This window comes from Celeribacter baekdonensis (assembly GCF_003047105.1).
Lineage (GTDB): Bacteria > Pseudomonadota > Alphaproteobacteria > Rhodobacterales > Rhodobacteraceae > Celeribacter > Celeribacter baekdonensis_B.
Map to the genome: position 1 here is coordinate 1542915 of NZ_CP028475.1, position 24311 is coordinate 1567225.

23 protein-coding genes, 4 tRNA genes and 3 pseudogenes are annotated in these 24311 nt (G+C 57.9%); 16 read left to right on the plus strand and 14 right to left on the minus strand.

What is annotated here, in order from left to right; translation table 11 throughout:
- Nucleotides 1–77: 77 nt before the first annotated feature.
- Nucleotides 78–1601, plus strand: coding sequence for an MDR family MFS transporter (locus tag DA792_RS11010; protein WP_107719986.1), 1524 nt, complete (start codon nt 78–80; stop codon nt 1599–1601).
- Nucleotides 1602–1927: 326 nt separating this feature from the next.
- Nucleotides 1928–5371 carry a pyruvate carboxylase gene (locus DA792_RS11015; RefSeq protein ID WP_107719987.1) on the plus strand — a complete coding sequence of 1148 codons (3444 nt, stop codon included), beginning with the start codon at nt 1928–1930 and terminating at the stop codon, nt 5369–5371.
- Nucleotides 5372–5415: 44 nt separating this feature from the next.
- On the opposite strand, the gene DA792_RS11020 is transcribed toward DA792_RS11015, so the two are convergent.
- Nucleotides 5416–6582, minus strand: coding sequence for a benzoate/H(+) symporter BenE family transporter (locus tag DA792_RS11020; RefSeq protein WP_107719988.1), 1167 nt, complete (start codon nt 6580–6582; stop codon nt 5416–5418).
- A 126-nt stretch (nt 6583–6708) separates the two neighbouring features.
- Between DA792_RS11020 and DA792_RS11025 the strand changes: the two genes are divergently transcribed.
- Nucleotides 6709–7284: a helix-turn-helix domain-containing protein gene (locus tag DA792_RS11025; RefSeq protein ID WP_107719989.1), complete on the plus strand. Its 576-nt coding sequence runs from the start codon at nt 6709–6711 to the stop codon at nt 7282–7284.
- Here DA792_RS11025 and DA792_RS11030 read toward each other — a convergent pair.
- On the minus strand, nt 7281–8414 hold the full coding sequence (locus DA792_RS11030; RefSeq protein ID WP_107719990.1) for an NAD(P)/FAD-dependent oxidoreductase: 1134 nt from the start codon (nt 8412–8414) through the stop codon (nt 7281–7283). The genes DA792_RS11025 and DA792_RS11030 overlap by 4 nt on opposite strands.
- 303 nt (nt 8415–8717) lie before the next feature.
- On the opposite strand from DA792_RS11030, the gene DA792_RS11035 reads away from it, so the two are divergent.
- Both DA792_RS11035 and DA792_RS11040 read left to right on the plus strand, forming a co-directional pair.
- Nucleotides 8718–8792: transfer RNA gene (locus tag DA792_RS11035), tRNA-Gly, on the plus strand.
- 67 nt (nt 8793–8859) lie between these two features.
- Nucleotides 8860–8934 (plus strand) — tRNA-Gly (locus tag DA792_RS11040).
- Between the two features lie 153 nt (nt 8935–9087).
- Here the strand turns inward: DA792_RS11040 and DA792_RS11045 are convergent.
- On the minus strand, nt 9088–9585 hold the full coding sequence (locus tag DA792_RS11045; RefSeq protein ID WP_107719991.1) for a hypothetical protein: 498 nt from the start codon (nt 9583–9585) through the stop codon (nt 9088–9090).
- Nucleotides 9586–9818: 233 nt separating this feature from the next.
- Between DA792_RS11045 and hisB the strand changes: the two genes are divergently transcribed.
- Together hisB and hisH are read left to right on the plus strand one after the other, a co-directional pair.
- Nucleotides 9819–10406: an imidazoleglycerol-phosphate dehydratase HisB gene (hisB, locus tag DA792_RS11050; protein ID WP_107719992.1), complete on the plus strand. Its 588-nt coding sequence runs from the start codon at nt 9819–9821 to the stop codon at nt 10404–10406.
- A gap of 40 nt (nt 10407–10446) precedes the next feature.
- Complete coding sequence (gene hisH, locus DA792_RS11055) at nt 10447–11085, plus strand: imidazole glycerol phosphate synthase subunit HisH (RefSeq protein ID WP_107719993.1); 639 nt, start codon at nt 10447–10449, stop codon at nt 11083–11085.
- 66 nt (nt 11086–11151) lie between these two features.
- Here hisH and DA792_RS11060 read toward each other — a convergent pair whose 3' ends face one another.
- Together DA792_RS11060 and DA792_RS11065 are read right to left on the minus strand one after the other, a co-directional pair.
- The gene (locus DA792_RS11060; RefSeq protein ID WP_107719994.1) at nt 11152–11478 is read right to left on the minus strand and encodes an antibiotic biosynthesis monooxygenase family protein; all 327 of its coding nucleotides are present in this window, start codon (nt 11476–11478) and stop codon (nt 11152–11154) included.
- Nucleotides 11475–11813: an NIPSNAP family protein gene (locus DA792_RS11065; RefSeq protein ID WP_107719995.1), complete on the minus strand. Its 339-nt coding sequence runs from the start codon at nt 11811–11813 to the stop codon at nt 11475–11477. The genes DA792_RS11060 and DA792_RS11065 overlap by 4 nt, the downstream gene beginning before the upstream one ends.
- Before the next feature lie 138 nt (nt 11814–11951).
- Here DA792_RS11065 and DA792_RS11070 point away from each other — a divergent pair, with 138 nt between their 5' ends.
- On the plus strand, nt 11952–12533 hold the full coding sequence (locus tag DA792_RS11070; protein ID WP_254679680.1) for an ArsR/SmtB family transcription factor: 582 nt from the start codon (nt 11952–11954) through the stop codon (nt 12531–12533).
- Here the strand turns inward: DA792_RS11070 and DA792_RS11075 are convergent.
- A complete protein-coding gene (locus DA792_RS11075; protein WP_107719997.1) occupies nt 12526–12912 on the minus strand; it encodes a DUF2147 domain-containing protein in 387 nt (128 codons plus the stop codon). The two genes, DA792_RS11070 and DA792_RS11075, sit on opposite strands and share 8 nt — an antisense overlap.
- Before the next feature lie 164 nt (nt 12913–13076).
- Between DA792_RS11075 and hisA the strand changes: the two genes are divergently transcribed.
- Nucleotides 13077–13799, plus strand: a complete 723-nt coding sequence (gene hisA / locus DA792_RS11080; RefSeq protein WP_107719998.1) for a 1-(5-phosphoribosyl)-5-[(5-phosphoribosylamino)methylideneamino]imidazole-4-carboxamide isomerase — start codon at nt 13077–13079, stop codon at nt 13797–13799.
- Between the two features lie 7 nt (nt 13800–13806).
- On the opposite strand, the gene DA792_RS11085 is transcribed toward hisA, so the two are convergent.
- Nucleotides 13807–14559 carry a hypothetical protein gene (locus DA792_RS11085; protein WP_107719999.1) on the minus strand — a complete coding sequence of 251 codons (753 nt, stop codon included), beginning with the start codon at nt 14557–14559 and terminating at the stop codon, nt 13807–13809.
- 108 nt (nt 14560–14667) lie between these two features.
- Here DA792_RS11085 and DA792_RS11090 point away from each other — a divergent pair, with 108 nt between their 5' ends.
- The 3 genes from DA792_RS11090 to DA792_RS11100 all read left to right on the plus strand — a co-directional run bounded on the left by DA792_RS11090 (nt 14668) and on the right by DA792_RS11100 (nt 16421).
- Nucleotides 14668–15120, plus strand: coding sequence for a DUF2867 domain-containing protein (locus DA792_RS11090; RefSeq protein WP_107720000.1), 453 nt, complete (start codon nt 14668–14670; stop codon nt 15118–15120).
- A gap of 178 nt (nt 15121–15298) precedes the next feature.
- On the plus strand, nt 15299–16096 hold the full coding sequence (gene hisF, locus DA792_RS11095; protein WP_009570785.1) for an imidazole glycerol phosphate synthase subunit HisF: 798 nt from the start codon (nt 15299–15301) through the stop codon (nt 16094–16096).
- 10 nt (nt 16097–16106) lie between these two features.
- Entirely contained in the window at nt 16107–16421 is a 315-nt protein-coding gene (locus tag DA792_RS11100; protein ID WP_107720001.1) for a phosphoribosyl-ATP diphosphatase, read from the plus strand.
- A gap of 20 nt (nt 16422–16441) precedes the next feature.
- Here DA792_RS11100 and DA792_RS11105 read toward each other — a convergent pair.
- A pseudogene (locus tag DA792_RS11105) lies at nt 16442–16872 on the minus strand (CoA-binding protein).
- Nucleotides 16873–17076: 204 nt separating this feature from the next.
- Nucleotides 17077–17864, minus strand: a pseudogene (rlmB, locus tag DA792_RS11110) (23S rRNA (guanosine(2251)-2'-O)-methyltransferase RlmB).
- A 170-nt stretch (nt 17865–18034) separates the two neighbouring features.
- Here rlmB and DA792_RS22250 point away from each other — a divergent pair.
- Nucleotides 18035–18118: transfer RNA gene (locus DA792_RS22250), tRNA-Tyr, on the plus strand.
- A gap of 56 nt (nt 18119–18174) precedes the next feature.
- On the opposite strand, the gene DA792_RS11115 is transcribed toward DA792_RS22250, so the two are convergent.
- Nucleotides 18175–18681 carry a tyrosine-type recombinase/integrase gene (locus DA792_RS11115; protein ID WP_199908159.1) on the minus strand — a complete coding sequence of 169 codons (507 nt, stop codon included), beginning with the start codon at nt 18679–18681 and terminating at the stop codon, nt 18175–18177.
- 6 nt (nt 18682–18687) lie between these two features.
- On the opposite strand from DA792_RS11115, the gene DA792_RS11120 reads away from it, so the two are divergent.
- Nucleotides 18688–19722, plus strand: coding sequence for a tyrosine-type recombinase/integrase (locus DA792_RS11120; RefSeq protein ID WP_368074513.1), 1035 nt, complete (start codon nt 18688–18690; stop codon nt 19720–19722).
- A 15-nt stretch (nt 19723–19737) separates the two neighbouring features.
- Here the strand turns inward: DA792_RS11120 and DA792_RS11125 are convergent.
- Together DA792_RS11125 and DA792_RS11130 are read right to left on the minus strand one after the other, a co-directional pair.
- A tRNA-Thr gene (locus DA792_RS11125) sits at nt 19738–19813 on the minus strand.
- Between the two features lie 74 nt (nt 19814–19887).
- Nucleotides 19888–21460: pseudogene (locus tag DA792_RS11130) on the minus strand (ABC transporter permease).
- A 326-nt stretch (nt 21461–21786) separates the two neighbouring features.
- Between DA792_RS11130 and DA792_RS11135 the strand changes: the two are divergent.
- Nucleotides 21787–22665, plus strand: coding sequence for a hypothetical protein (locus DA792_RS11135; RefSeq protein WP_107720003.1), 879 nt, complete (start codon nt 21787–21789; stop codon nt 22663–22665).
- Between the two features lie 58 nt (nt 22666–22723).
- On the opposite strand, the gene DA792_RS11140 is transcribed toward DA792_RS11135, so the two are convergent.
- Complete coding sequence (locus DA792_RS11140) at nt 22724–23416, minus strand: hypothetical protein (RefSeq protein WP_107720004.1); 693 nt, start codon at nt 23414–23416, stop codon at nt 22724–22726.
- 11 nt (nt 23417–23427) lie between these two features.
- Nucleotides 23428–23700: a DUF2312 domain-containing protein gene (locus DA792_RS11145; protein WP_009570805.1), complete on the minus strand. Its 273-nt coding sequence runs from the start codon at nt 23698–23700 to the stop codon at nt 23428–23430.
- Nucleotides 23701–23880: 180 nt separating this feature from the next.
- Here DA792_RS11145 and DA792_RS11150 point away from each other — a divergent pair, with 180 nt between their 5' ends.
- The gene (locus DA792_RS11150) at nt 23881–24096 is read left to right on the plus strand and encodes a hypothetical protein (RefSeq protein WP_009570806.1); all 216 of its coding nucleotides are present in this window, start codon (nt 23881–23883) and stop codon (nt 24094–24096) included.
- Nucleotides 24097–24311 lie beyond the last annotated feature (215 nt).

Here is a 24311-nt window from a genome sequence, read left to right on the forward strand (position 1 = left end):
TCTTTGACAAAAGCCCGCCCCACCCGAGTCGCCCCACCCGAGCCTCCTGCGTCAAGACGGGCCAATAAGGAGTTCCCATGTCGCAATCGCACACCCCTCCCTTGACAGAGCCCGCCCTCAACACGACGGATGAGCACAGTTCCGTCCGCCTCGTCATCGCCTCCGTGGCGGTGCTGTTGCTGCTGGCGGCCCTCGATCAAACCATTGTGTCCACGGCGCTTCCTACCATCGTTGCCGACCTTGGCGGCCTCGAACACCTCTCATGGGTGGTCACCGCCTATATTCTCGCCTCCACCATCGTCGCACCGCTTTATGGCAAACTTGGCGACCTTTACGGGCGGCGCAATATGGTCTTTGTCTCGGTGTCGCTCTTCCTCACCGGCTCTGTGTTATGCGGCCTCTCTGGCTCCATGGGCTTTTTGATCGGCGCTCGTGCGCTTCAGGGCTTAGGCGGTGGCGGTCTGTTCGTGCTGGCCCTCTCGATCATTGGTGACGTGATCCCGCCAAAAGATCGCGGCAAAATCCAGGGCGTCTTTGCCGGTGTCTTTGGCATTTCCTCTGTGGCAGGCCCCCTGTTGGGCGGCTGGTTTGTCGATGCGCTCTCCTGGCACTGGATTTTCTTCATCAACCTGCCCTTCGGCCTTTTGGCGCTCGCAGGCTTTGTCTTTGGCTTCAAAGCCCACCCGGATCGCGTCAGCCATAAAATCGACTATGCGGGGGCTGCGGCTTTGACGCTATCCCTGTCCTCCATCGTTTTGCTCACCGCCTTGGGCGGAAAAGAGTTCGATCTGACCGGCCCGATTGGCCTGAGTTTGATGGCACTGTTTGTCCTTTCTGTGCTCAGCTTCATCGCCATCGAACGGCGTGCCGAAGAACCAATTTTGCCGCTGCAATTGTTCACGATGAACACCTTCGCCGTCACCTCTGCGATCTCATTCGTCTCTGGCGCGTTGATGTTTGGCGCACTGACCTTCATCCCGGTGTTTTTGCAAATGGCGCGCGGCGCGACCGCCACAAGCTCCGGGTTGCAGCTGATCCCGATGACCTTTGGCATCCTTATGGCCTCGACAATTTCAGGCCAATACATGGGGCGCACCGGGCGTTACCGCATCCTGCCGTTGATCGGTCTGAGCTTCACCACCGTCGCACTTTTGATCCTGACCCGCCTGTCTCCGACCCTGCCCGCCCCGGTGTTGTGGGCTGCGCTGGTTGGACTTGGCGCGGGCATGGGCTGCATCTTTCCGGTGGTCACAACCGCCGTGCAAAATGCCGTGCCGCGCCAACAGATCGGCACCGCCACTGCCGCCGGGTTGATGTTCCGCCAAGTTGGGGCCTCGATCGCTGTGGCACTGTTTGGGGCGCTGTTTGCCACCCGGATGGCGCATTTGATGGGCGGGACCCCTGTGGATGGGCTGGCCAATGTCGCCGAACTGGGGCCACAGGTGCTCGCAGGTCTTTCTGTGGACGCGCGCGGGGTGGTGGCCGATGCGATTTCAACGGCGCTGCATCCGGTCTATTGGATCGCGGCCGGGGTCTCCGCAGGCGGCTTGCTCATCGCCGTTTTGCTCAAAGAAATCCCGCTGACCTCACGCCAAAGCTAAGTCCAATACCCGTGTCAGATGCGGCCCATAAGGGGTGATTTTTTCATCTCTTATGGGCGGCGATTCCCATGATCTGCGGCTCAGAAATCTGATCAAATGACAGGTTTGCAAAATACGGCACCTTCCAAGGTCTGATTTGCTAATAACCTGAGTTTATTTTGCTAAACTGCAAATTATTGTACCGGAACGTCCAGTTACCGCCCTTTGTGCAGCTTTTGAACACCTGTTTCCAATGCCTCCACGACCATCCGTTGTTTTGGGGATTTACTGCACCGCAGAAATCCCTAACCTGATGAAAATTTCAGCGTCACAGGGGAGACTGCGAGATGGCGAACTTCAAAAAAGTCCTGATAGCCAACCGGGGGGAGATCGCGATCCGCGTCATGCGCGCCGCCAATGAAATGGGCAAACGCACGGTCGCCATCTACGCCGAAGAGGACAAACTTTCCCTGCACCGTTTCAAGGCCGATGAGGCCTATAAAATCGGTGAAGGCATGGGGCCCGTTGCGGCCTATCTTTCCATCGAGGAAATCATCCGCGTCGCCAAACTGTCTGGCGCGGATGCGATTCATCCGGGCTATGGCCTTCTCTCGGAAAACCCCGATTTCGTCGATGCTTGTACCGAAGCGGGCATCACCTTTATCGGCCCCAAAGCCAAAACCATGCGCGAATTGGGCGACAAGGCCAGCGCGCGCAAAGTTGCGGTCAAGGCAGGCGTGCCAGTGATCCCGGCAACGGATGTGTTGGGCGATGATTGGGACGCGATCCGCAAAGAAGCCAGCGAAATCGGCTTTCCCTTGATGCTCAAGGCCTCTTGGGGCGGCGGCGGACGCGGGATGCGTCCGATCATGAATGCCGAAGAGTTGGAAGAAAAAGTCAAAGAGGGTCGCCGCGAGGCTGTATCGGCCTTTGGCAACGGCGAAGGCTATCTGGAAAAGATGATCATCCGCGCCCGTCACGTTGAGGTGCAAATCCTCGGGGACAGCCAAGGCAATATCTACCACCTCTATGAACGCGATTGTTCGGTCCAGCGCCGCAACCAAAAGGTCGTCGAACGCGCCCCTGCCCCCTACCTCTCCGAGACCCAGCGCGAAGAGATTTGTAACCTCGGCAAGCGCATCTGTGAATTTGTGAATTACGAATGCGCTGGCACGGTCGAATTCCTGATGGATATGGACACCGGCAAATTCTATTTCATCGAGGTCAACCCACGGGTGCAGGTCGAGCATACCGTGACCGAAGAGGTCACCGGCATCGACATCGTGCGGGCGCAAATCCTGATTGCCGAGGGCAAATCCTTGGTCGAGGCCACAGGGGTTGCGTCACAATATGATGTGAAACTTGACGGGCATGCGCTTCAGTGCCGGGTCACGACCGAAGATCCCGCCAACAATTTCATCCCCGATTATGGCCGCATCACCACCTATCGCTCAGCCACCGGCATGGGCATCCGTTTGGACGGCGGCACGGCCTATTCCGGCGCGGTGATCACGCGGTATTACGACAGTTTGCTCACCAAAGTGACCGCTTGGGCGCCGACTCCTGAGGCGGCGATTGCACGGATGGACCGGGCGTTGCGCGAATTCCGTATTCGCGGAGTCTCCACCAACATTGCCTTTGTTGAAAACCTGCTGAAACACCCGATTTTCCTCGGCAATGAATACACCACGAAATTTATTGATGAGACGCCGTCGCTGTTTGATTTCAAACCGCGCCGCGACCGGGCGACGAAAATCCTGACCTATCTTTCGGAGATCACGGTCAACGGCCACCCCGAAACCTTGGGTCGGGCCAAACCCGCCGCAGATGCCCGCACCCCGACGATCCCGGCCTTGCGGATGGAAACACCCCTGCCCGGCACGCGGCAGCTTTTGGACGCGCAAGGCCCGCAAGCGGTGGCCGATTGGATGCTGGCGCAAAAGCAGCTTTTGATCACCGACACCACCATGCGTGACGGCCACCAATCGCTGTTGGCCACCCGGATGCGTTCGATCGACATGATCAACGCCGCCCCCGCCTATGCCGCCAATCTGCCGGGGCTGTTCTCGGTCGAATGTTGGGGCGGCGCGACCTTTGATGTGGCCTATCGGTTCTTGCAGGAATGCCCGTGGCAGCGCCTGCGCGACATCCGCGAAAAGATGCCAAACCTGATGACGCAAATGCTTTTGCGCGCCTCAAACGGCGTAGGTTACACCAACTACCCTGACAATGTGGTACAGAGTTTTGTCAAACAGGCGGCCGAGACCGGCGTCGATGTGTTCCGCGTCTTCGACAGTCTCAACTGGGTCGAAAACATGCGCGTGGCGATGGATGCGGTGATCGAGTCTGGCAAGGTCTGTGAAGGCACGATCTGTTACACGGGTGATCTGTTTGATCCGGCGCGGGCCAAATATGACCTGAAATACTATGTCCAGATGGGCAAGGATTTGAAGGCTGCGGGGGCGCATGTTTTGGGTCTCAAAGACATGGCGGGCCTGTTGAAACCGGCGCAAGCGCGGGTGCTGGTCAAAGCTCTGAAAGAAGAGGTCGGCCTGCCGATCCACTTCCACACCCATGACACCTCTGGGGCCGCCGCCGCAACGATTTTGGCCGCAGCCGACGCGGGTGTCGATGCGATTGACGCCGCAATGGATGCCTTTTCTGGCGGCACCTCACAGGCGTGTTTGGGCTCCATCGTCGAAGCCACGCGATTCACCGAGCGCGACACCGGACTTGATATTTCCGCCATCCGCGAGCTGTCCAACTATTGGGAAGCGGTGCGCGGCCAATATGCGGCGTTTGAAAGTGGCCTCAAAGCCCCCGCGTCCGAGGTCTACCTACACGAAATGCCCGGCGGACAGTTCACCAACCTCAAAGCCCAGGCCCGCTCGCTGGGCTTGGAGGAAAAATGGCATGAGGTGGCGCAATGCTACGCCGATGTGAACATGATGTTCGGCGACATCGTCAAGGTCACGCCCTCCTCGAAAGTGGTCGGGGACATGGCGCTGATGATGGTCTCCCAAGGCCTGACCCGCGCTCAGGTCGAAGACCCGAAACACGACGTCGCCTTCCCGGATTCGGTGATCGACATGATGCGTGGCAATTTGGGCCAGCCGCCAAATGGCTTCCCCGACACGATCCTCAAAAAGGTTCTTGGCAAAGAAAAACCCAACCTTGAACGCCCCGGCAAACACCTGCCGGCGGTGGATTTGGAGGCGACGCGCAAAGAGTTGGCCGCTAAATTTGAGGACTGCGCCATTGATGATGAGGATCTCAACGGCTACCTGATGTACCCAAAGGTGTTCACCGATTACATGGACCGCCACGATCAATTCGGCCCGGTTCGGACCTTGCCGACGAAAAACTTTTTCTACGGCATGGAGATGGGCGAAGAGATTTCAGTGTCGATCGACCCCGGCGTGACCTTGGAAATCCGCTGTCAGGCCTTGGGTGAGCCGGATGAAAAGGGTGAGGTCAAACTGTTTTTCGAACTGAACGGCCAGCCGCGCACCGTGCGTGTCAAAGACCGCTCTGCGGCGTCCACCACCACCGCGCGGCCCAAAGCCGAACTCGGCAACCCCAAACACATTGGTGCGCCGATGCCCGGCGTTGTGGCGACAGTGGCAGTGACCGCGGGCCAAAAGGTCAAAAAGGGTGATGTGTTGGTGACCATCGAGGCGATGAAAATGGAAACCTCGATCAACGCCGACCAAGACGGCGTGATCAAGGCGGTCAATGTCAGCCCCGCCAGTCAGATCGACGCCAAGGATCTCTTGGTCGAGTTCGAATAAGCCTTTGAAAGACCCAATAAAAGCCCCGCTCCGGCGGGGCTTTTTTATGCGCGCATTTTGCGGTGCGTCAAAGCCAACGACGTCAAAGCCCCAAACACCAACGCCCATACCGGCGCCCCGATGCTCATGAAACTGATGCCCGATACTGTGGTCATAAAGGTCACCAAAGCGGCATCACGATGCGCGGGCGTGGCCAGAGCCGCACTCAGGCTCGCGCTGATCGTGTTCAAAAGCGCAAGCCCGGCGATGGTGACAACAAGCGCTTTTGGCGCGATGACAAAAAGGCTGATCACCGCCGCGCCCATCAGACCGACCATACAATAGAGCAGGCCGGTGACCATCGCCGCTTTCCAGCGCGTGGCCGGATTGTCGTCCGCCTCAGGCCCGGCGCAAATCGCCGCCGTGATCGCCGCCAAGTTAAAGGCATAGCCACCAAACGGCGCGAGGATGAGCGTGGTCACCCCGGTCACCGTGATGGCCGAGGACACCGGAAGCGCGTATCCCGCCCCCTTCATGGTGACGACGCCCGGCATGTTTTGCGAGGTCATGGTGACGATATAAAGCGGCACGCCAATCCCAATCAGCGCCGAAAGTGAGAAACTCGGCATCGTAAAAACAGGCGCGGCGAGGGAAAACTCAAACGCGGTGTCGGTGACAAACGCGCCGGTGAATGCGCAAAAGACGATGCCCGCCAACAGCACCGAAGGGATGGCAAACCGGGCGAACCAGCGCCGCCCGGCCAGATAGATCGCACACATCAGCGCCACCAGCGGCAGGTTGTCCTCCATCGACGAAAACACCCCAAGCCCAAAGCGAAACAGGATGCCCGCCAACATGGCGCTGCCGATGGCCTCGGGGATGAGATGCGCGACTTTTTCGAACCACCCGGTGAGACCTGTCAGGGTCAAAAGCGCGCCGCAAAACAAAAAGGCACCGATGGCCTCGGACGGGCTCACGCCGTGCAGACTGAGCACCAAAAGCGCGGCCCCCGGAGTGGACCATGCGGTCAGGATCGGCATCCGGTAGCGCAGGGTGAGGATCAAGGTCGAGAGGCCCATGCCCAGTCCCAGCGCCAACATCCAACTGCTGGCTTGCGCCTGGCTCAGGCCCAGCACGTCAATGGCCTGAAAGATGATCGCGACGCTGCTGGTATAGCCCAAAAGCACGGCAATGGCACCAGAGACGAGGTGGGAGAGTTTCAATCCTGACATGGATTTGCGCCTTTTGATCGGGAGTTGTGATGCGAACTTGCGTTGGGGCCTGCACCGCCGTAATGTGGACGCTATAGCGTACGAGCGTTATAGCGCACAAGCCCTTTGAAAGCCCTGCCGAGCAAAATGCCAAATCCAGCCCCTGCCCTGCCCATCCAGCTCAACCTCAAATCCATCCGCACCGAGGCAGGTCTCAGCCTGTCGCAAGCGGCGGAGCTGACCGGGGTGAGCAAGGCGATGTTGGGACAGATCGAGCGCGGCGAATCCTCGCCAACACTGGCGACATTGTGGAAACTGGCCAAGGGGTTTCACCTACCGCTGACCGCCCTCATTGAGGACCGGGTGACGCCCACAACCGCCCGCACAGGACCGCGCCCCCGGCCTGAGGTGCGGTTTGAGGAGAGCATCAGCTTTCACCCGATTTTTGCCTTTGACCCGATCTTTGGCTCAGAGACATTCTTGATCCGGTTAGAGCCGGGGCAAACCCATGTGTCTCAGCCGCATGACAGCGGTGTGGTTGAGGATATTTTCGTCACCAAAGGCACGATTGAACTTTTGCTGGCAGGGGAATGGACCCGATATAACGAGGGCGACGCGGTGCGATTTGCCGCTGACCAACCGCACAGCTATCGCAACCCAACCCGCGCCCCCGCGCAGTTTCACAACACGTTGCACTATCCGCGCACGCCTGCGTCGCTTTAGCGGCGATAGGCGCGCAAATAATGCCATTCAAAATAGCGTTTGGCCCAATGAAGCAGTCGACAGCTTGGCAGGGTGATCGCACGTTTCTCGTTGCGAAACACAAGGATACCCTTGTTGACAGAATCCACGATGCAGACGAGTTCGGATTTGAATTGATGGCTGGCGTCGCGCCCGGCCAACACGTCACCGATATTGGCCACGGCGGCCACGGCTTGTAAATCCGCCTGATGCGCCTGTTTCGCCAACCACGACGGCCCCGGATAAGACCCTGTGTCGCCGACCACATAAGTGTTGGGCCACCCGACCACACGGCATTTCTCATCCGCCTGAACAAACCCGCCCTCGGAGCGCGGCAAATCGGTGTTGTCGAGCCATGTCGGCCCAGTCAGCCCCGACATGAACAACACCAGATCGGCGGGGATGTCTTCGCGTTCGGTCACCACCTTGTCCGCCTCGATACGAATAGGTTTCGCGCCGATATGGATCGAGACATCGCGTTTGCGCATCTCATTCAAAAGACCTTCGACGGCGCGATCTCCAAGCCGTTGCCCGGGGCGCTCGGAGCCATTGAAAAACACCAGTTTGAACCTGTCGCGTCGCCCCTGTTGTCGCAACATGGTGTCGATGCCAAAGAGGAATTCGAACATCGGCCCGCCGCGCACCGCTTGCGGCTCTTTCGGGTTGGTGCCAAAGCCCAGCGCAATGGTGCCGCCGGTCATGTCGCGGATGCGGTCGTGGATGATCTGACCGTTGATCGCCCCCTCGCAGGGGATGATCGCATGCTCGGCCAAACCGGGGAGCTTTTTGAGATACCGCCCGCCGGTGGCGATGATCAGGTGATCGTTGGTCAAAGTGCCCGTGTCGGTTTCGACCGTGCGCCCGTTGTCCGAAACCGAAACCACCCGACCCTCATGCCAATGGACCTTTTCACGGGCGAAAAACCGCGACAGATCGACGTCGATGTCTTTGGCCGAACGAATACCCGAGGGCATCCAGATCAGGCTCGGCAAATAGGTCAGGTGGGTGTTGGGGGACACGACGGTGATCTGCGCGTCTATCTTGGCCTTGCGAATTTCGCGCACGGCCGTGAGCGCACCAAAGCCACTGCCAAGGATCATGATATGGGTCATTTACGGGCCTCCGGGGGGCCCATCCCCACAAGGCTCTTAGACGGGCCGAGGCGAAAATGGGCGCATAGCTGTTCAGGTTCATCACTGACATGCGCGGGATCGACCCGAGCTGTCTTTAATCCAAATCAAAGATATATTTAAAAAATACCTAAATGCACTGCGGCGCGATGCCTCGCAATTGACGCCCCTCTGCCATGCCCCAAACAACCGCAAATCAAAGCAAATCGAAAAAATCCGATCAAAGCTCCATTTTCCTCTTGCAGCTTCGGGCGGGATTTCATATCTCACGCCTCACCCAAGGACGCGGGCGTAGCTCAGGGGTAGAGCATAACCTTGCCAAGGTTAGGGTCGAGAGTTCGAATCTCTTCGCCCGCTCCAATTTTCCCTCCGATCCCAGATCGGAACCCCAAGGGAAACGTCAGACCCACGTTACGGGACACGCCGAGCGGGCGTAGCTCAGGGGTAGAGCATAACCTTGCCAAGGTTAGGGTCGAGAGTTCGAATCTCTTCGCCCGCTCCAATTCTCTCTCAGAGAATTTGAAAAATCGCGTTGGCGCTCCTCGGGGCGCTTTTCGCGTTTTTGAGCATCATGTTTTGAATGCCTGATTTGACCCGCTCTGCAACCCATGGGAGGGGGGGGCACCACATCACCACATCCGGGGACAAAACCACCCTACGCGGCCGAGACATGCCGCCTTTTGGACTGTTCGGGAATGCGGTCACAGGCGCTTTGGATATGGCAATTCTCACAAATTTGCGGTGCGCTTTGACGGATCTCGGCGCAATCTGCTTTTGGCGCACAGGAGATTTCTTCGGCGATGGTGACGAGATCCCTGACAGGCGTCCCCACCCCCAGCACACAACGCAGACTGGCAAGACGCGCAAACAGCGTGCTGTCCACAATCACCTCATTGTGCTGACGTTGCGGCTCCCCGACAATGAGCAGGGAGACGATATCGGGGCAATGAAACTCGGCCATAAGCGCGACAGCCAAACCACTTTCCCGCCCAACCGTCAGATCGAACAGCAGCATATCAAAGGGTTCGGCGCGCAAATACTCCAGCGCCGCCTCGGCAGACATGGCCCGGCGCACGGCATGCCCTGCGACACCGAATGCGGTCTGCCAACAGGCCACAGTTTCAAGATCTCCATGCCAGATGAGGATACGCATTGCTTACACACTTCCTTACAACTCCTTAAATTTTGCACACCGAACCTTAAAAACTTCTTAAAAAACTCGATAAAATAAGCACTTTTCACCAAGACACCTTGGCTCACCGGCCCCAGGTCTTGTGTTGTCCGCCAGAGCACATGTCTCAATGCAAACCCTTGCCCTCCATGCTGCTTCTTGGCAAACCCCGCTGCGCGCGCGTATAAGCGGCCAAGACATACGAGGACATGCCCATGCGCCAAGCCACCATCACCCGCAACACGGCGGAAACCGAGATCACGGTCGAGATCAATCTCGATGGGACGGGGGTCTATGACAACCAAACGGGCGTGGGCTTTTTTGACCACATGCTCGATCAATTGTCGCGGCATTCGTTGATTGACATGACGATCCGCGCCAAGGGCGACACCCACATTGACGATCACCACACGGTCGAGGACACGGGCATTGCCATCGGTCAGGCTTTGGTCAAAGCGGTTGGTGACAAAAAGGGCATTTGCCGTTACGGCCATTTTGCTCTGGCGATGGACGACACCCAGGTGTCCACCGCGCTGGACCTGTCAGCACGGCCCTTTTTGGTCTGGAACGTCGATTTCCCGACCGCCAAAATCGGCACGTTCGACACCGAACTGGTGCGCGAATTCTTTCAGGCGCTTTCAACCCATGGCGGCATCACGTTGCACGTCGATCTGGTGCATGGGATCAATTCGCACCATATCGCCGAAGCCGCGTTTAAATCCGTCGCCCGCGCTTTGCGCATGGCGGTCGAGATCGACCCGCGCATGGCGAACAGCCTGCCCTCCACGAAGGGTGCGCTTTAACGCGCGCCCTCTCCGTCCCTCTTTCAGGACAGCCAAAGACATGCTCACAGCCCTCGTTGACTACAACAGCGGAAATTTACACTCCGCCCATAAAGCCTTTGAACGCATGGCGCGCGAACGCGGTGCGGGCACCATCGTTGTGACCTCGGAACCCGATGTGGTGGCCAAAGCCGATCGCATCGTGTTGCCGGGGGATGGCGCCTTTCCGGCCTGTAAAAACCATCTCTTCACCTATTCCGGCTTGTTTGAAGCGATTGAGGAGGCCGTGGTGCAAAAGGGCCGCCCCTTTATGGGCATTTGTATCGGGATGCAGATGATGGCGTCCTGGGGCCGTGAATATGAGGACACCACGGGCTTTGACTGGATCCCCGGCGAGGTTGTGAAAATCACCCCCTCCGATCCGGCCTTGAAAGTGCCACATATGGGGTGGAACGATCTGGTGGTGGATCATCCTCATGCGGTCCTTGATGGCGTGGACAGCGGCGATCACGCCTATTTCGTCCACTCCTACCACTTCAAAGTCGAAAACCCGGCGCATCGCCTCGCCCATGTCGATTACGCCGGAGACATCACCGCCATTGTCGGGCGTGACAATATGATCGGCTGTCAATTCCACCCGGAAAAAAGCCAACGCGCCGGGCTGCGCATCGTGTCGAATTTCCTCGGCTGGGCCCCCTAAGGGGCGCGGATTGAAATCACGGCAACACCAAAGGGGCCGCGCCAGATTGAGCGCGGCCCTTGTCATTCAAGGTTGCGGCGCTTGCGCTCGGTCGTCTTTGCCGTAGTCGCGCAAAACATGAGCGACGCGCAGTCGGTAGGCATCGAACATACCGGTGCGTCCGACGTTCTGCGCCGCTTGGTGATCGGACACCGCCCGCCAGCGCGCCACAGCCGCCTCATCGGTGAAAAACGACAGGGACAACAGCTTGAGCGGATCGGTCAGGCTTTGAAATCGCTCGACGGAAATAAACCCTTCGATCAGTTCCAATTGAGGGCGCAGCACGGCAGCGTGATCGAAATAAAGAGCCTTGCGCCCCGCGGCCGGACAGACCTCAAAGATCACCGCAATCATCGCATCTCTCCTGATGTTGACCCGACATGAGGTGCGGAGGCGAGGCGTAAAAAGGTGCGGTCCTCGGCGCGAATAAACCCTTCGCGCATGGCAAATTCGTAATTTTCCCGCCCCACAGGATCGGAGGCCAAACGGGCGCGGTACGCCTCATAGGCGGCGAGGCTCTCAAGGGTGTAGATCCCATAAGCCAGTGTTGTGGAGCCTTCATGCGGGGTAAAATACCCAATCAAATCCGCACCACAGCGTGGAATGCACTGCCCCCATCTGCGGGCATATTGGTCAAACTGCGCGCGTTTGGTCGGGTCGATCTCGTAGCGGATCACACAGGTCAGCATATTACGTCCTTTCCTCTTTCAAACTCTGGCCCCTTGATACCGTAGGCTGGAGAGGCAATGCTTCGATACGGATCGAAGCATTTGGTGCAGAACAGAGATAGGTTGACCCGATGAAAGAAGGCGCTGACCGCGCGTGAGTTGGCGATAGAAGCAGGGATCACCCCGCAAACCGCCTCGTCGCATTTGAAGAAATTGCAGGAGGGTCAGTTGATCACCCAGCGCAAACAAGGGCGGCACCGCTATTTTGCGCTGGCCGGGCCCGAGGTCAGTGCTGTGCTTGAAAGTTTGATGGGATTGGCCGGGGGCATGGGCCAAAGGCGCAGCCGTGTTGGCCCCAAAGACGCAGCCCTTCGGCACGCGCGGGTCTGTTACAATCATCTTGCCGGGCAACGCGGCGTGCAAATGTATGACAGTCTTTTGCACCAAAAGATGCTAGTGCTCACGCCGAATGGGATGTCTGTAAGCCCGGCGGGTGAGGCCTTTTTGACCGGGTTTGGGGTCGATCTGGCCGCCATAAGCAAAGCCCGGCCTCTGTGCCGCGACTGTCTTGATTGGTCTGAACGCCGTTCACATTTGGGCGGCGCCTTGGGCCGGGCCGTGTTGGCGCAGCTCGAAATCAAAGGATGGGCGCGACGGTCCAAAGACAGCCGCGCCGTTTCGTTGACCTCTGAGGGACAGCGCCAGTTTGACCGCGCCTTCCCGCCTCGGGGCCTTACTTGACCCGTGTCCAGGTCTGTTTCTTACAAATCGGCCCGACACAGCCCGCAACTTTAAGCGTGTCACCGTTCAACGCCATTTTGGAACTGAACACTTTGCCAGTGGACGGTTGCCAGATTTTGCCTTTGCCATAGGCACCTCCGCCCTGGGCCAGCATGTCCCAGACGATGGGTTTGCCGATATTTTCGGATTTGATCGGACCGTTGGCGTCAAACGCCTTGGCGATGGTGCCGCAAATCTGTGCCCCGCACGGGGCGATATCGACATAGGCGTAATGCCCATCATCGACCTGAGTTTTCCATGTCCCAACCACCGGATCGGCGGCAAAAGCCGGAGCGGCAAAAGCGACAGCAGCAAGAGCCGCAAGTGCAAATGTCTTCATTGGTATATCCTCCCTATTCTGGTCCGCATCCTGCGAGCGGCACCTATGATCTGGCAAGTCTGACGTTGGGGCAAATCCCATTGCAACACGCGCGCAAGAGGTTTTGCAATCACTGCGCATTCATGGCAAAGGAGCGACGACAGTTTTATGAAAGGCCGCGCCCGATGATCCTCTACCCCGCCATTGATTTGAAAGACGGCCATGCCGTGCGCCTGTATAAGGGCGAAATGGATCAAGCCACAGTGTTTAATGAAAACCCCGCCGCACAGGCGCTGGAATTTGTGAATGCGGGCTGTGAGTGGTTGCATTTGGTCGATCTCAATGGCGCTTTTGCCGGTGAGCCTGTGAACGCGGCCCCCGTCGAAGAGATTCTCAAACAGTGTAAAATCCCCGCCCAGCTTGGCGGTGGCATCCGCGATATGGCCACGATTGAACGCTGGCTGTCCAAGGGTTTACAGCGCGTCATTTTGGGCACTGTTGCGGTGGAAAATCCTGAGCTGGTGCGCGAGGCCGCACGGGCCTTTCCGGGCCATGTCGCGGTGGGCATTGACGCGCGCAAGGGCATGGTCGCAACCAAAGGCTGGGCGACAGAAACCAACGTGACCGCCACCGACCTCGCCAAATCATTCGAGGACGCGGGCGTGGCCGCAATCATCTACACCGACATCAACCGCGATGGCGCGATGAAAGGCCCGAATGTCGAAGAAACCGCCGCTTTGGCCCGCGCCGTGTCAATCCCGGTGATTGCCTCGGGCGGCGTGTCCTCGCTCGACGACCTGCGCAACCTCAAAAATTGTGGCGCGGCCCTTAACGGCGCGATCTCAGGGCGCGCGCTTTACGATGGTGCGATTGATCTGGCCGAGGCTTTGGCGGTGCTCAAGGGCTGATGGCGCGTTATTCGCCCTCTTCCTTCAACGCCTTCTCTTCCTCTTTAAGTCGCTCGGTCTCTTTCTTAAGAGCCTTTTGTTGCTTTTTAATCTCAGATTTGCGCCATTTGGACCACTCTTGGCGCAAAGCCCGCGCGCTTTCGGTGTCAGGGAGCGTAAAAGGCCCTTCAAAAGTGGCATCGGACCACACCCCGAACTGAGTGAGCAAGCGCGGCCCATCTTCGGTACATTCGGCAGTTTTCAGTACGAAATGCCGCCCGCCGATGGGCACAGACAGGATCACCCTCCCCTCCTTTGATTTGAGATCCATCATAGCAAAGCGCCGGTAGACAACACGGGACACCACCTGCACTGAATGACCTGTCCCGAATTTGGCAAAAATATCGGCCCAAGGGATCACCACCTCCGCACCGCCGAAGACCTTTTGCAACAAGGCATTCAGCAAAGTTCTGTCAATCAACCCAGTGCCTTTGATGATCCTCGCATGCATCCGCGCCACTTCCTTTTTTTGGCGCAACGAGGGTTTGTAATCAAAATCAATCGGCGACACACCTGGATCAAGCGGCGCATACAAAAGCAAATTCGTTTCCGCTTTGAACTTTTGGATCAAAGGGCTCGGCGCACTTGGCGTGCCATCGCAATACCATTTTTGAATCACCCGCTTATCCTGTTGCTCCAAAAACAGGTTTAAATCGCGATCAGGCACGTCATACGTTAACGGCATGAAGGAAAATTTATGGTCACCAATCTTAATATCCATACATGCGCCCCCGGCTTGTCTCTGAGAGGACAGGATAGCAAATAATCCGCTTCATTGCACCTTGGCGCAAAGCGCGCTACGCACATAAATCATCGAATGAGGGAACCTATGTCCCGAGTGATCAAAACCCCGCTCCCCAAATCCTCTCGTCTTTGGCCCCATGTCGCCAAAGGCGATTTCATAGATGGGTACGCCGTCGAAAGTACGCTGTCGCCGCGAGAGGCGGCAGAGATTGCGCTTTCCATGCCCGGCTGGGCGGATGCGCTTTTGAGCTTGCGCAACAGGCTCGTCAAACCCTTTGGCCTCAAAACCGAGGTGTCAGAGACCGGCGAGCGCGCGATTTTTCCGGTGGACTATGAAGGCGCGGACGAGCTGATCATCGGCACCAATGACACCCATCTCAACTTTCGGATTTGCATCCACCAACAGGCGGGCCACATCCATATGGCGACATGGGTCTATCGCAACAACGCGCTCGGACATGTCTATCTTATGCTGGTGAAACCCTTTCATGTGCTGATCGTGCGCAGTGGCTTGCGCCGCATCGCACACGCCCGTTGACCCAGAAACCGCCGCAACACTGATCCAATGTTTGCATCGCCGCACAGGCATGGCTAAGACAGGTCAAAGAAACCCTCACCTTCTTTTGTCCCCAAATATCCATACCGAAACCTTTGGGGTGAATGGCACAGTCAGAGGCGGCGCAAACGCCCCTTTCTCTCGGACGAATAGGCACATCATGCTCAAAACCCGTATCATTCCCTGTCTCGACGTGGCTGATGGCCGTGTGGTCAAAGGCGTCAATTTCGTCGATCTGATTGACGCCGGTGATCCGGTTGAAAGTGCGCGGGCCTATGATCTCGCGGGTGCGGATGAGTTATGTTTCCTCGACATTCATGCCACGCATGAAAATCGCGGCACCATGTATGATCTGGCCACCCGCACCGCAGAGCAATGTTTCATGCCGCTGACCATCGGTGGCGGCGTGCGCACGCCCGATGATGTGCGCGACCTGTTGTTGGCAGGGGCTGATAAAGTCTCGTTCAACTCCGCCGCCGTGGCCGACCCGGACGTGATCGCGCGCTCTGCCGACCGCTTTGGCAGCCAATGCATCGTCTGCGCGATTGACGCCAAAACCACCGAGTGGGACGAAGACGGCACACCGGTCAAATGGACCATCTTCACCCATGGCGGGCGCAAAGCCGCGCTTGATGCAGAGGGCAACCCGATTGATGCGGTGGAGTTTGCCAAGTTGATTGAACGCAAAGGCGCGGGTGAGATCTTGCTCACTTCGATGGACCGTGACGGCACGCGCGCGGGGTTTAACTTGGCGATGACGCGCACCATTGCCGATGCGGTCAACATCCCGGTGATCGCGTCGGGCGGCGTCGGCACGCTCGATCACCTCGTCGAAGGCGTCACCGAAGGCCATGCCAGCGCCGTTCTCGCCGCCTCGATCTTTCATTTCGGGGATTACACCATTCAGGAGGCCAAAGAATATATGGCCGCCAAAGGCATCCCGATGCGGCTGAATTAAGGAAGTCACCATGTCCATCCTGCACGATCTCGAACAGGTCATCCTGTCCCGCAAATCCGCCGATCCAGACAGCTCCTGGACCGCAAAACTTTTGTCCAAAGGCCCGGAGAAATGCGCCGAGAAATTTGGTGAAGAGGCGATTGAGGCCATTATTGCTGCGGTAAAAAATGACCGTGAGAACCTCACCTATGAGGCTGCCGATGTGCTCTATCACCTGCTGGTCATGCTGGCTGCGCGTGATGTGGCGCTTGAGGATGTGTTGACTGAGTTGGCGCGGCGTCAGGGTCTATCGGGGATTGCCGAAAAAGCGGCGCGCACACCTTAAAAGGTTTGCTTGCCCCCTCCTCACATCCCCAATCGCGGAATCTCAATCGCCGGACAGCGGTCCATCACCACTTCGGCCCCTTGCGCGCGGGCCAAGGCGGCGGCTTTGTCATTGACGATCTCAAGCTGCATCCAAATATATTTGAGCCCTTTGAGCGCGTGCAGCGCCTCGTCGACCACCTGAGCCACCTCCTCAGAGCGGCGAAAAATATCGACCATGTCGACGGGCTCATGGATGTCGGACAAAGAGGCCACACAGGTCTGACCAAACAATACGCGTCCCGCCTGTCCAGGATTCACCGGGATCACCTTATACCCCGTGCCGCCAGAAATGTTCCGACCTGATGCGACGGGCGTTCAGGGCGCGGCGAGGCTCCCACAAGGGCGATCACTTTCGTGTCTTGCAGGATGCGGATGATGTCGGAGTCGGTCAATTGGTCTATTGTGCTCATGCAGAAATCATAGCCCAGATTGGCAAAAGAAAAAAGCCCGGGCACGAGGCCCGGGCATAAGGTGTGGAACGAGGGACAGTTGAGAGCAACATGCGTGTTCCGACGCACGTCTCACACTCAAAGATAGGGTGTGAGGCTCAGATGTTAAGATCTTGTAAGAAAAACGTGAACACAGTGTGAACTCTACGGACGAAACCGCCGCTGTTAGCGCTTAGATGCGGCATAGAGTGCGACGGCGGCGGCATTCGAGACATTGAGCGAACCAAAATCGCGCGCAAACGGGATTTTCACCAGTTGATCCACCGTCTCTTTGGTTTTTTGACGTAGACCCGGCCCTTCGGCCCCCATCACCAGCGCCACAGCCCGCCCCGCACAGCCGGTCAGCGCCTCATCCAGCGTCACCTCTGCCTCACCATCAAGACCAAGACAGACAAAACCCATTTCTTGCAATTTCACGATCGTATCGGACAGATTGCGCACCCGCAGATAGGGTTGGCGTTCCAACGCGCCTGAGGCGGTTTTGGCCAAGGCCCCGGTTTCGGGGCGGCATGGCGCGCGGTGGCAATCACCGCTTCGGCGCCAAACACTTCGGCCGAACGCAAAACGGCACCGACGTTATGCGGGTCAGTGACTTGATCAAGCAAGACAACCGTCGGCGCGCCGCTTTGCCCCGCGCCTGAGGCCAAACAGATCTCTTCGACCGAGCCCCAATTGAGCGCTTTGACCTCCAAAGCTGCGCCTTGGTGCACCGAGCCCTGATCAATCGGCACGCTGAATTTGCGCGGATCGGTCAGTTCGGGTTCCATGCCAGAGGCCTCAATATCCTCGGCCAATTTGTCATAGGCGTTTTTGGTCACCACGAGGCGCAATTTTTCACGCGCCGGATTGCGCAGCGCATCGCGCACCGCATGAAGACCAAACAACCACACGGTCGCAGCCTCCGCTTTGCGCTTGGCTTGCTCTTTTTCGACGACCCACTGTGGCTTTTTCATGATGCTTTCATCCCTGTTCAAAAGGCTTTCCCCTTCCTGCCGTGCGCAATCTCCAAGCACAAGCATCCTTTTGGCATTTTTCCTGTTGACGCCCCCCGATCCCGATTGTATCCACCCCCCACACGACGCGGTGCAACACGCACCTTGATGCCTCTCAGGCATCACTTCGTGGGCGACGGGCTGCAAGGTGCGGCAGCGGACTGTAACTCCGCCGGGGAGACCCACGCCTGGTTCGATTCCAGGGTCGCCCACCATTCATCTTTTATCGTGCAATAATATCAACGCCCTACGGGGCAGTTTTGTAAACCTATCAGGCAGGTTTTACAGTCTTTGTTCGCGTTTCTTTCCGTTCCATCGCTGCAACGGCCCGTTCGGCAAGGTGGAGTCGGTTTGCCGCAACCGTGTAGCGGGTGACTTCGGCAAGCGTTTGATGCCCACTGATAGCCATGATCTCATGCGCATTGCACTCGGCTTCCGCGAGACTGCGGCATGTCGCCTTGCGCAATCCATGCGGGGAAAGCCCATCCGGCAACATCCGTTTGCGGCGCTCAATGACCGTCGCGCTGGGCATCAGGTCGAACGCGCGCTTACATTGCTGAACCGTTGCAACCTGCTTACGCTTGGATGTATGGGCGACGCGGCGTTCCGCTCGGCTCAGATTGAAATATTCCACGCCCGTAGACGTACACTTTCTGACGCCGCGCTTGAGTAGTTCACCCGTTTCCGGATGGATCCGCGTCTCTAAGAGTTCAGAACCGGATATCTGGTGTAGTACCGAACCGACAAGCGCACCCGGCGACTGACGCTCGGCCAGCACGGGCCACTGACGACCGACGAGGCCCGGAGCTTGGCAAAGCAACAGCTCGGCAATGTCGCACGCGGGGACGACCCTTCCGAGACCCGCAAGAAGAAACGTATGGCCCCGACCGTCTCCGCGCTCTGTGACCGCTTCCTGAGCGAGTACGTTGCAGAGCATTGCAAGCCGACGACCTACGCCAGCTACAAGACAGTCGTGATCCAGCACATCAAGCCCAAGCTCGGCATGTTCCAGATTGAGGATGTGACGCGGGCGGATGTTGCCGAGCTTCACCACAACATGAAAGACACGCCCTATCACGCGAACCGCGTGGTCATGGTCATGTCGAAAATGTTCAACGTGGCCGAGGATTGGGGGTTGAGGACCGAGGGCACCAACCCGACCCGCCGGATTAAGAAGTACAAAGAGGTCGAGAAGAAACGCTATCTCAGCGACGAGGAACAATCGCGGCTGGGCGAAGTACTGTTCTCAGGTTTGGAAAACGGCGAGTATTCCGAATATGTCGTCGCTGCTTTCATGCTTTTGCTTTTGACAGGCTGCCGGTTGCGGGAAATCCAAACGCTCAAATGGGAGTATATCACCCGCACCCATCTGGAATTGCCAGACAGCAAGACGGGACGGCGGCGCATTCCCCTACCGCGCGAGGCTTGGGACGTACTGGACGCCCTGCCCCAGCGCGAAGGCAATCCCTATGTGATCTTAGGAGACAAACCGGAGGGTCATTACAACGACCTGCAAAAGCCATGGCGCAAAATCCGCGCCCGAGCCGGACTGGACGATGTACGCATTCACGACCTGCGGCACACCTACGCCTCGGTGGCAGTGACCAATGGCATTGATCCCTTCATGCTCAAGGAGATCATGGGTCACAAGAACCTCAGCACCACGCTACGTTATGCACACCTTGCGGACGAAGCCGTGCAGAAGGCAGCGGGTTGCGCCCTCGCCACACACAGATTCTCCCCTCCGCGTGCTTCCGTATTGCTTCCATTTTTGAAAGCGGAACAAATGCGAACTCAGAAAAATCTAGTAAATCATTGATTTTTAATGATTAAATGGTGCCCCCACACGGACTCGAACCGCGGACCTACTGATTACAAATCAGTTGCTCTACCAGCTGAGCTATAGGGGCACACGGCGCTCATTTAAGCGTTGGGTTTCGCGGGTGCAAGCGATTTGTGACGGAAAATTCACGGATATGCCCCCTTAGGTCAAATCGGCGGCATTTTCTGAGCGGGCCATCAAGATCACGGCCACCAGGCTCACAGAGATCACCAAAAGGGCGGCGGGCGAGGCCTCTTCGAGATGTTCGAGTGAGGCTTTTTCAAACACGCGGGTGGCGAGGGTGTTGTAGTTGAACGGGCGCAGCAAAAGCGTAGCGGGGAGTTCTTTGACGCAATCGACAAAGACCAACAAAAGCGCTGTGCCGACTGAGCTGCGGATCAGTGGCACGTAAACCCGGCGCAATGTCCCGCCCAGAGATTGCCCCAGCGACCGCGCAGCCATTGGCAAGGAGGGCGCGACCCGGCCCATAGCCGCGTCGGTGGCCCCTTGGGCAATGGCGAAAAACCGCACCATATAGGCCATCACGATGGCAAAGGCCGAGCCGGTGAGCAATAGGCCGACATCATGCCCGGTCACGGCAAGGATTGCATCGGCGATGATATTGTCGAGGCCTGCAAGCGGGATCAGAATGCCGATGCCCAAAACCGCACCAGGGGCGGCATAGCCAAGCGTGGTCAAAGGCAAGATCATCCGCGGCAATTTGCGCCCGGTCATCCGAACGCCGTACACCATGAACAGCGCCGCAAGCACGGTCAAAACCGCCGCAGACCCAGCCACGACCAATGTGTTTTTGAGCGCGATCAAAAGGCCGGGTGCCAACCATTGATCCGGCTCGCCCAGCGCGTGATAGCCCATAACAGCCACGGGCAACGCAAAGCCGATCAAGAACGGCACAGCGCATAACAGCGTGGCCAAAAGCCGCTGCCAACCGACCAGTTGGATCTGAGAAATCGGACGTGGATGACGCGCTCCCGAATGAAACCGCGCTCGCCCCGCGAGGTTTTCTCCAACCCGACCAAAAGAAACACCACCACCAAGACGACAGAGGCAATTTGCGCCGCACCGCCCGCATTGCCACCCTCAAGCCATGTGGAGAAAATGCCGGTGGTGAGGGTCTGAACCGAAAAATAATTCACCGTGCCGTAATCCGACACGGTTTCCATCATCACAATCGCCATCCCCGCTGCAATGGCCGGGCGCGCCAAGGGCAAGCCGACGCGGAAAAATCGCGCAAAAGGCCCCGCCCCAAAGCCCGGGCCGTTTCGTAGACCGAGCCGGATTGTTCGCGAAAAGCGGCGCGGGCCATAAGGAACACATAGGGCGCCAAAGCGGCGGCCAACACGATGATCGCCGAACCCAATGAACGGATCTCAGGCACCCAATAGTCGCGTGCATTTTGCCAGCCAAAAAGGTCGCGCATCAGCGTTTGCACCGGCCCGGCATATTCAAAGAAATCGACCAACGCATAGGCTCCGACATAGGCCGGGATCGCCAAAGGCAACAGCAACAGCCACTCAAGCGCCCGCGAGCCGGGGAAGCGATACATGGTGACAAGCCACGCCGCCCCGGTGCCGACAGAGCCCGCCAAGGCGGCCACACCAAAGGCCAACCATGCCGTCGTCGCCAGATAGCGAGGCAAGGTCGTCGACAGCAGGTGCGGCCAAATATTATCGCTGGGATGAAAGGCGATCCAAACCACCGCCATAAGCGGCATCAACACCACAGCGGCGATCACGAAAGCCCCCACAGACCAAGGCGAAATCTTGGACACACGGGTGAGCGCGCCATGCCGGGGCTCTGGACGAGGGTCCGGGCAGGCTTGGCGGCGGGGTGGAAACTGAGTCATTTGGTCGGTCATTCGAGAGCAATAGGCGAAATCGGTTTCCCTGTCCAGAAAACTGCCTATATTGGAGCCAGCCTAAAACACGACCAAAGAGCCGTGAGACAGACTATGTTGCCCCCTTCAGGCCGTCTGCGCCCACAGAGCAGCACCCGCAGAGCAACATTGGATCAGAGCAAAACAGGAAAGCAGCCAAAGCCATGATCATCTCCATCCATATCGGGGCACATAGCACCAATGGGGCGCAGCTCATGCGAGGCCTTTTGAAAAACAAAGCGGTCTTAGCGGAACACGGCGTTGCGGTTCCAAATCCGGCGCGATATCGCGATGTTTTGCCGGATGTGATGCGCAGGGTCAAAAGTGACCGCGCCACGCCAGAGACCCAGGAAATGCTGCTCGACCAGATGCTCGACACGGATGAGTGTGCCCGTCTGGTGTTGAGCTATGAGGATGTGATTTGCCTGCCTGTGTTTATATTTGAGAAAGGCGGCTTGTACCAAAAGGCCAATTTCAAATTACCTTGGTTGCGCAATGTGTTTGCGGATCATGACGTCGAGTTCTTTCTCGGCCTGCGCAATCCGGCGACATTTATCCCCGAAGCCTTTGCGCAATGCGGTCCGCAAGTCACCTTTGAAAGTTTTCTCAACGACACGGATCTAGAGACCCTGCGCTGGTCTGATTTGATTGCGCTGATCCGTGAGTCATGCCCAGATGCCGCGATCACCTGTTTCGCCTATGAGGACACGCCGCTGACTTGGGCGCAGATCATGCGCGACATGGCCGGGATCGGACCGATGGTGCCGATCTCAGGCGGGCTTGATATTTTGGCGACGATCATGAAACGCGAGGGCATGAAACGCCTGCGCACCTATCTCAACACCCATCGGCCCCAAAACGAAGTACAGCGCCGGCGGATTTTGTCGGCGTTTTTGGACAAATACGTCGACGAAGAGGCAATTGAAGCGGAGATTGATCTTCCCGGCTGGGACGAGGCCTTGATTGAACGCCTGACCGAGCTGTACGAAGACGATCTTGAGCGGATTGAGGCCATGGAAGGCGTGCATTTCATCGCACCCTAATCTGACATCGTGATCGAGTGCACCCGTCGATCAAGCCGGGGCCAAGCGCGACATGTTGTCAACGCGTAGGCATATGGGCCGCGATCACCCCCTCAAGACCACTGACCGGATGCGCCCGGACCCACTGCGCCACACGGCACCCGGCTTGGCCATAAAACACCGCGGTGCGCGCGCCCTCTGAGCGCCGCCATTCCGCCGCTCTCAGTGGCAAAGCCCCCTGCCCCGGCTCACAGCTCAATGGGTTCAAATCAAAGCGCGGGTCGTGCGAGACATAGGTGGCGATGCCCTCATCGACCCAGGCCGGAAAATGCCCCATCGCGCGCATACCGATGTGGCGATGCAACGCCACATGGGCCAATTCATGCGCGATGATTTCTGTATCATGCCCGGTTGGGCCAAGATAAAACAACTGCGCACCATAGGTCAGGGCGCGGGTTTGATGCCCGCCCATGACAGTGTTGCAAGTCTCGGTGTAGCAAAGGAAAATACGCGGGCGTTTTTCGACCGCCATCGGTCCAAACGCCACACTCACCCGCGCTTCGGCCACGGCCAAACGCCGCAATATCTCTTGATCCGCCGCCGGGCTTTGAGCCTCGCTGAACACACGCGGGCCAATGGTTTGAAAGCCAAAACAGCCGGGGCACACCGCGGCGAGAACCGGCGTAAAGCCAAGCGCCACAAGCCCAATCCCAAAGCCCGCACTCAATGCGATCAGAGACAGGACAAGCCGTTGGCCCCAGCGCCGGGTCACAAAACCACGCCTCAGCTCATGCCCAGCGCTTCTTTATACATATCGAGAATGGCCTCTTCTTCGGCGATTTCATCCGAGGATTTCTTGCGCAAAGCAATGATTTTACGCATCACTTTGGTGTCGTAACCACGGCCTTTGGCCTCGGCCATCACCTCTTTTTGTTGATCGGCAATGTCCTTTTTCTCCATTTCAAGACGCTCAAAGCGTTCGATGAACTGGCGCAGCTCCTCTGCCGTGACACGGTAAGAGCTGTCGGGGCCGGGGGTATATTCGTCGTCCATCATGTCGGGACCTTCCTGATGCGCAAATGTCGAAATGAGCCTGATCCCTACCCGCCCGGATGCCCCAAAGCAAGCCTTCGGATCATGCAAAGCGGCGCTCTTTTGCCTCCTCAGACTTGCCTCATGTCGCCGAAGCCGCTAGGCGAAAGCCAAGAGAGTTTTGGACGGATAAAGGAGAGCCAGATGGAGTGGTTGATTTGGACCGGCGCAGCCCTTGCGCTTTCGGGCGTGGCGCTGTTGATCTATTGCATCATCGCGGCTTTGAAGGCCAAAAAACTCGGCGGCACTGACGAAGACATCCGCGCGCGCCTACAAAAAGTCGTGGCGCTGAATCTTATCGCCTTGATGATTTCCGCCATTGGTCTGGGTGCGGTGACGATTGGCATCATTTTAGGCTGACCCGCGACACGAGCGCGGCCCTGCGACGCAGAGCATCGCACAGCCACAGCGAGTCGCAATCCCCACCCCATCCCCAACCAAAACGCTGCATCTGCGCGCATTCTTTTGCCATAATTCTTAGCGTGCCGTCACCAAAACGCTAACGGAACGCACATCGTTTCGCCATTGGCGACAGTCCGCGTATCTCCCAGAGAATTTCTTTTGATCGCCGCCAA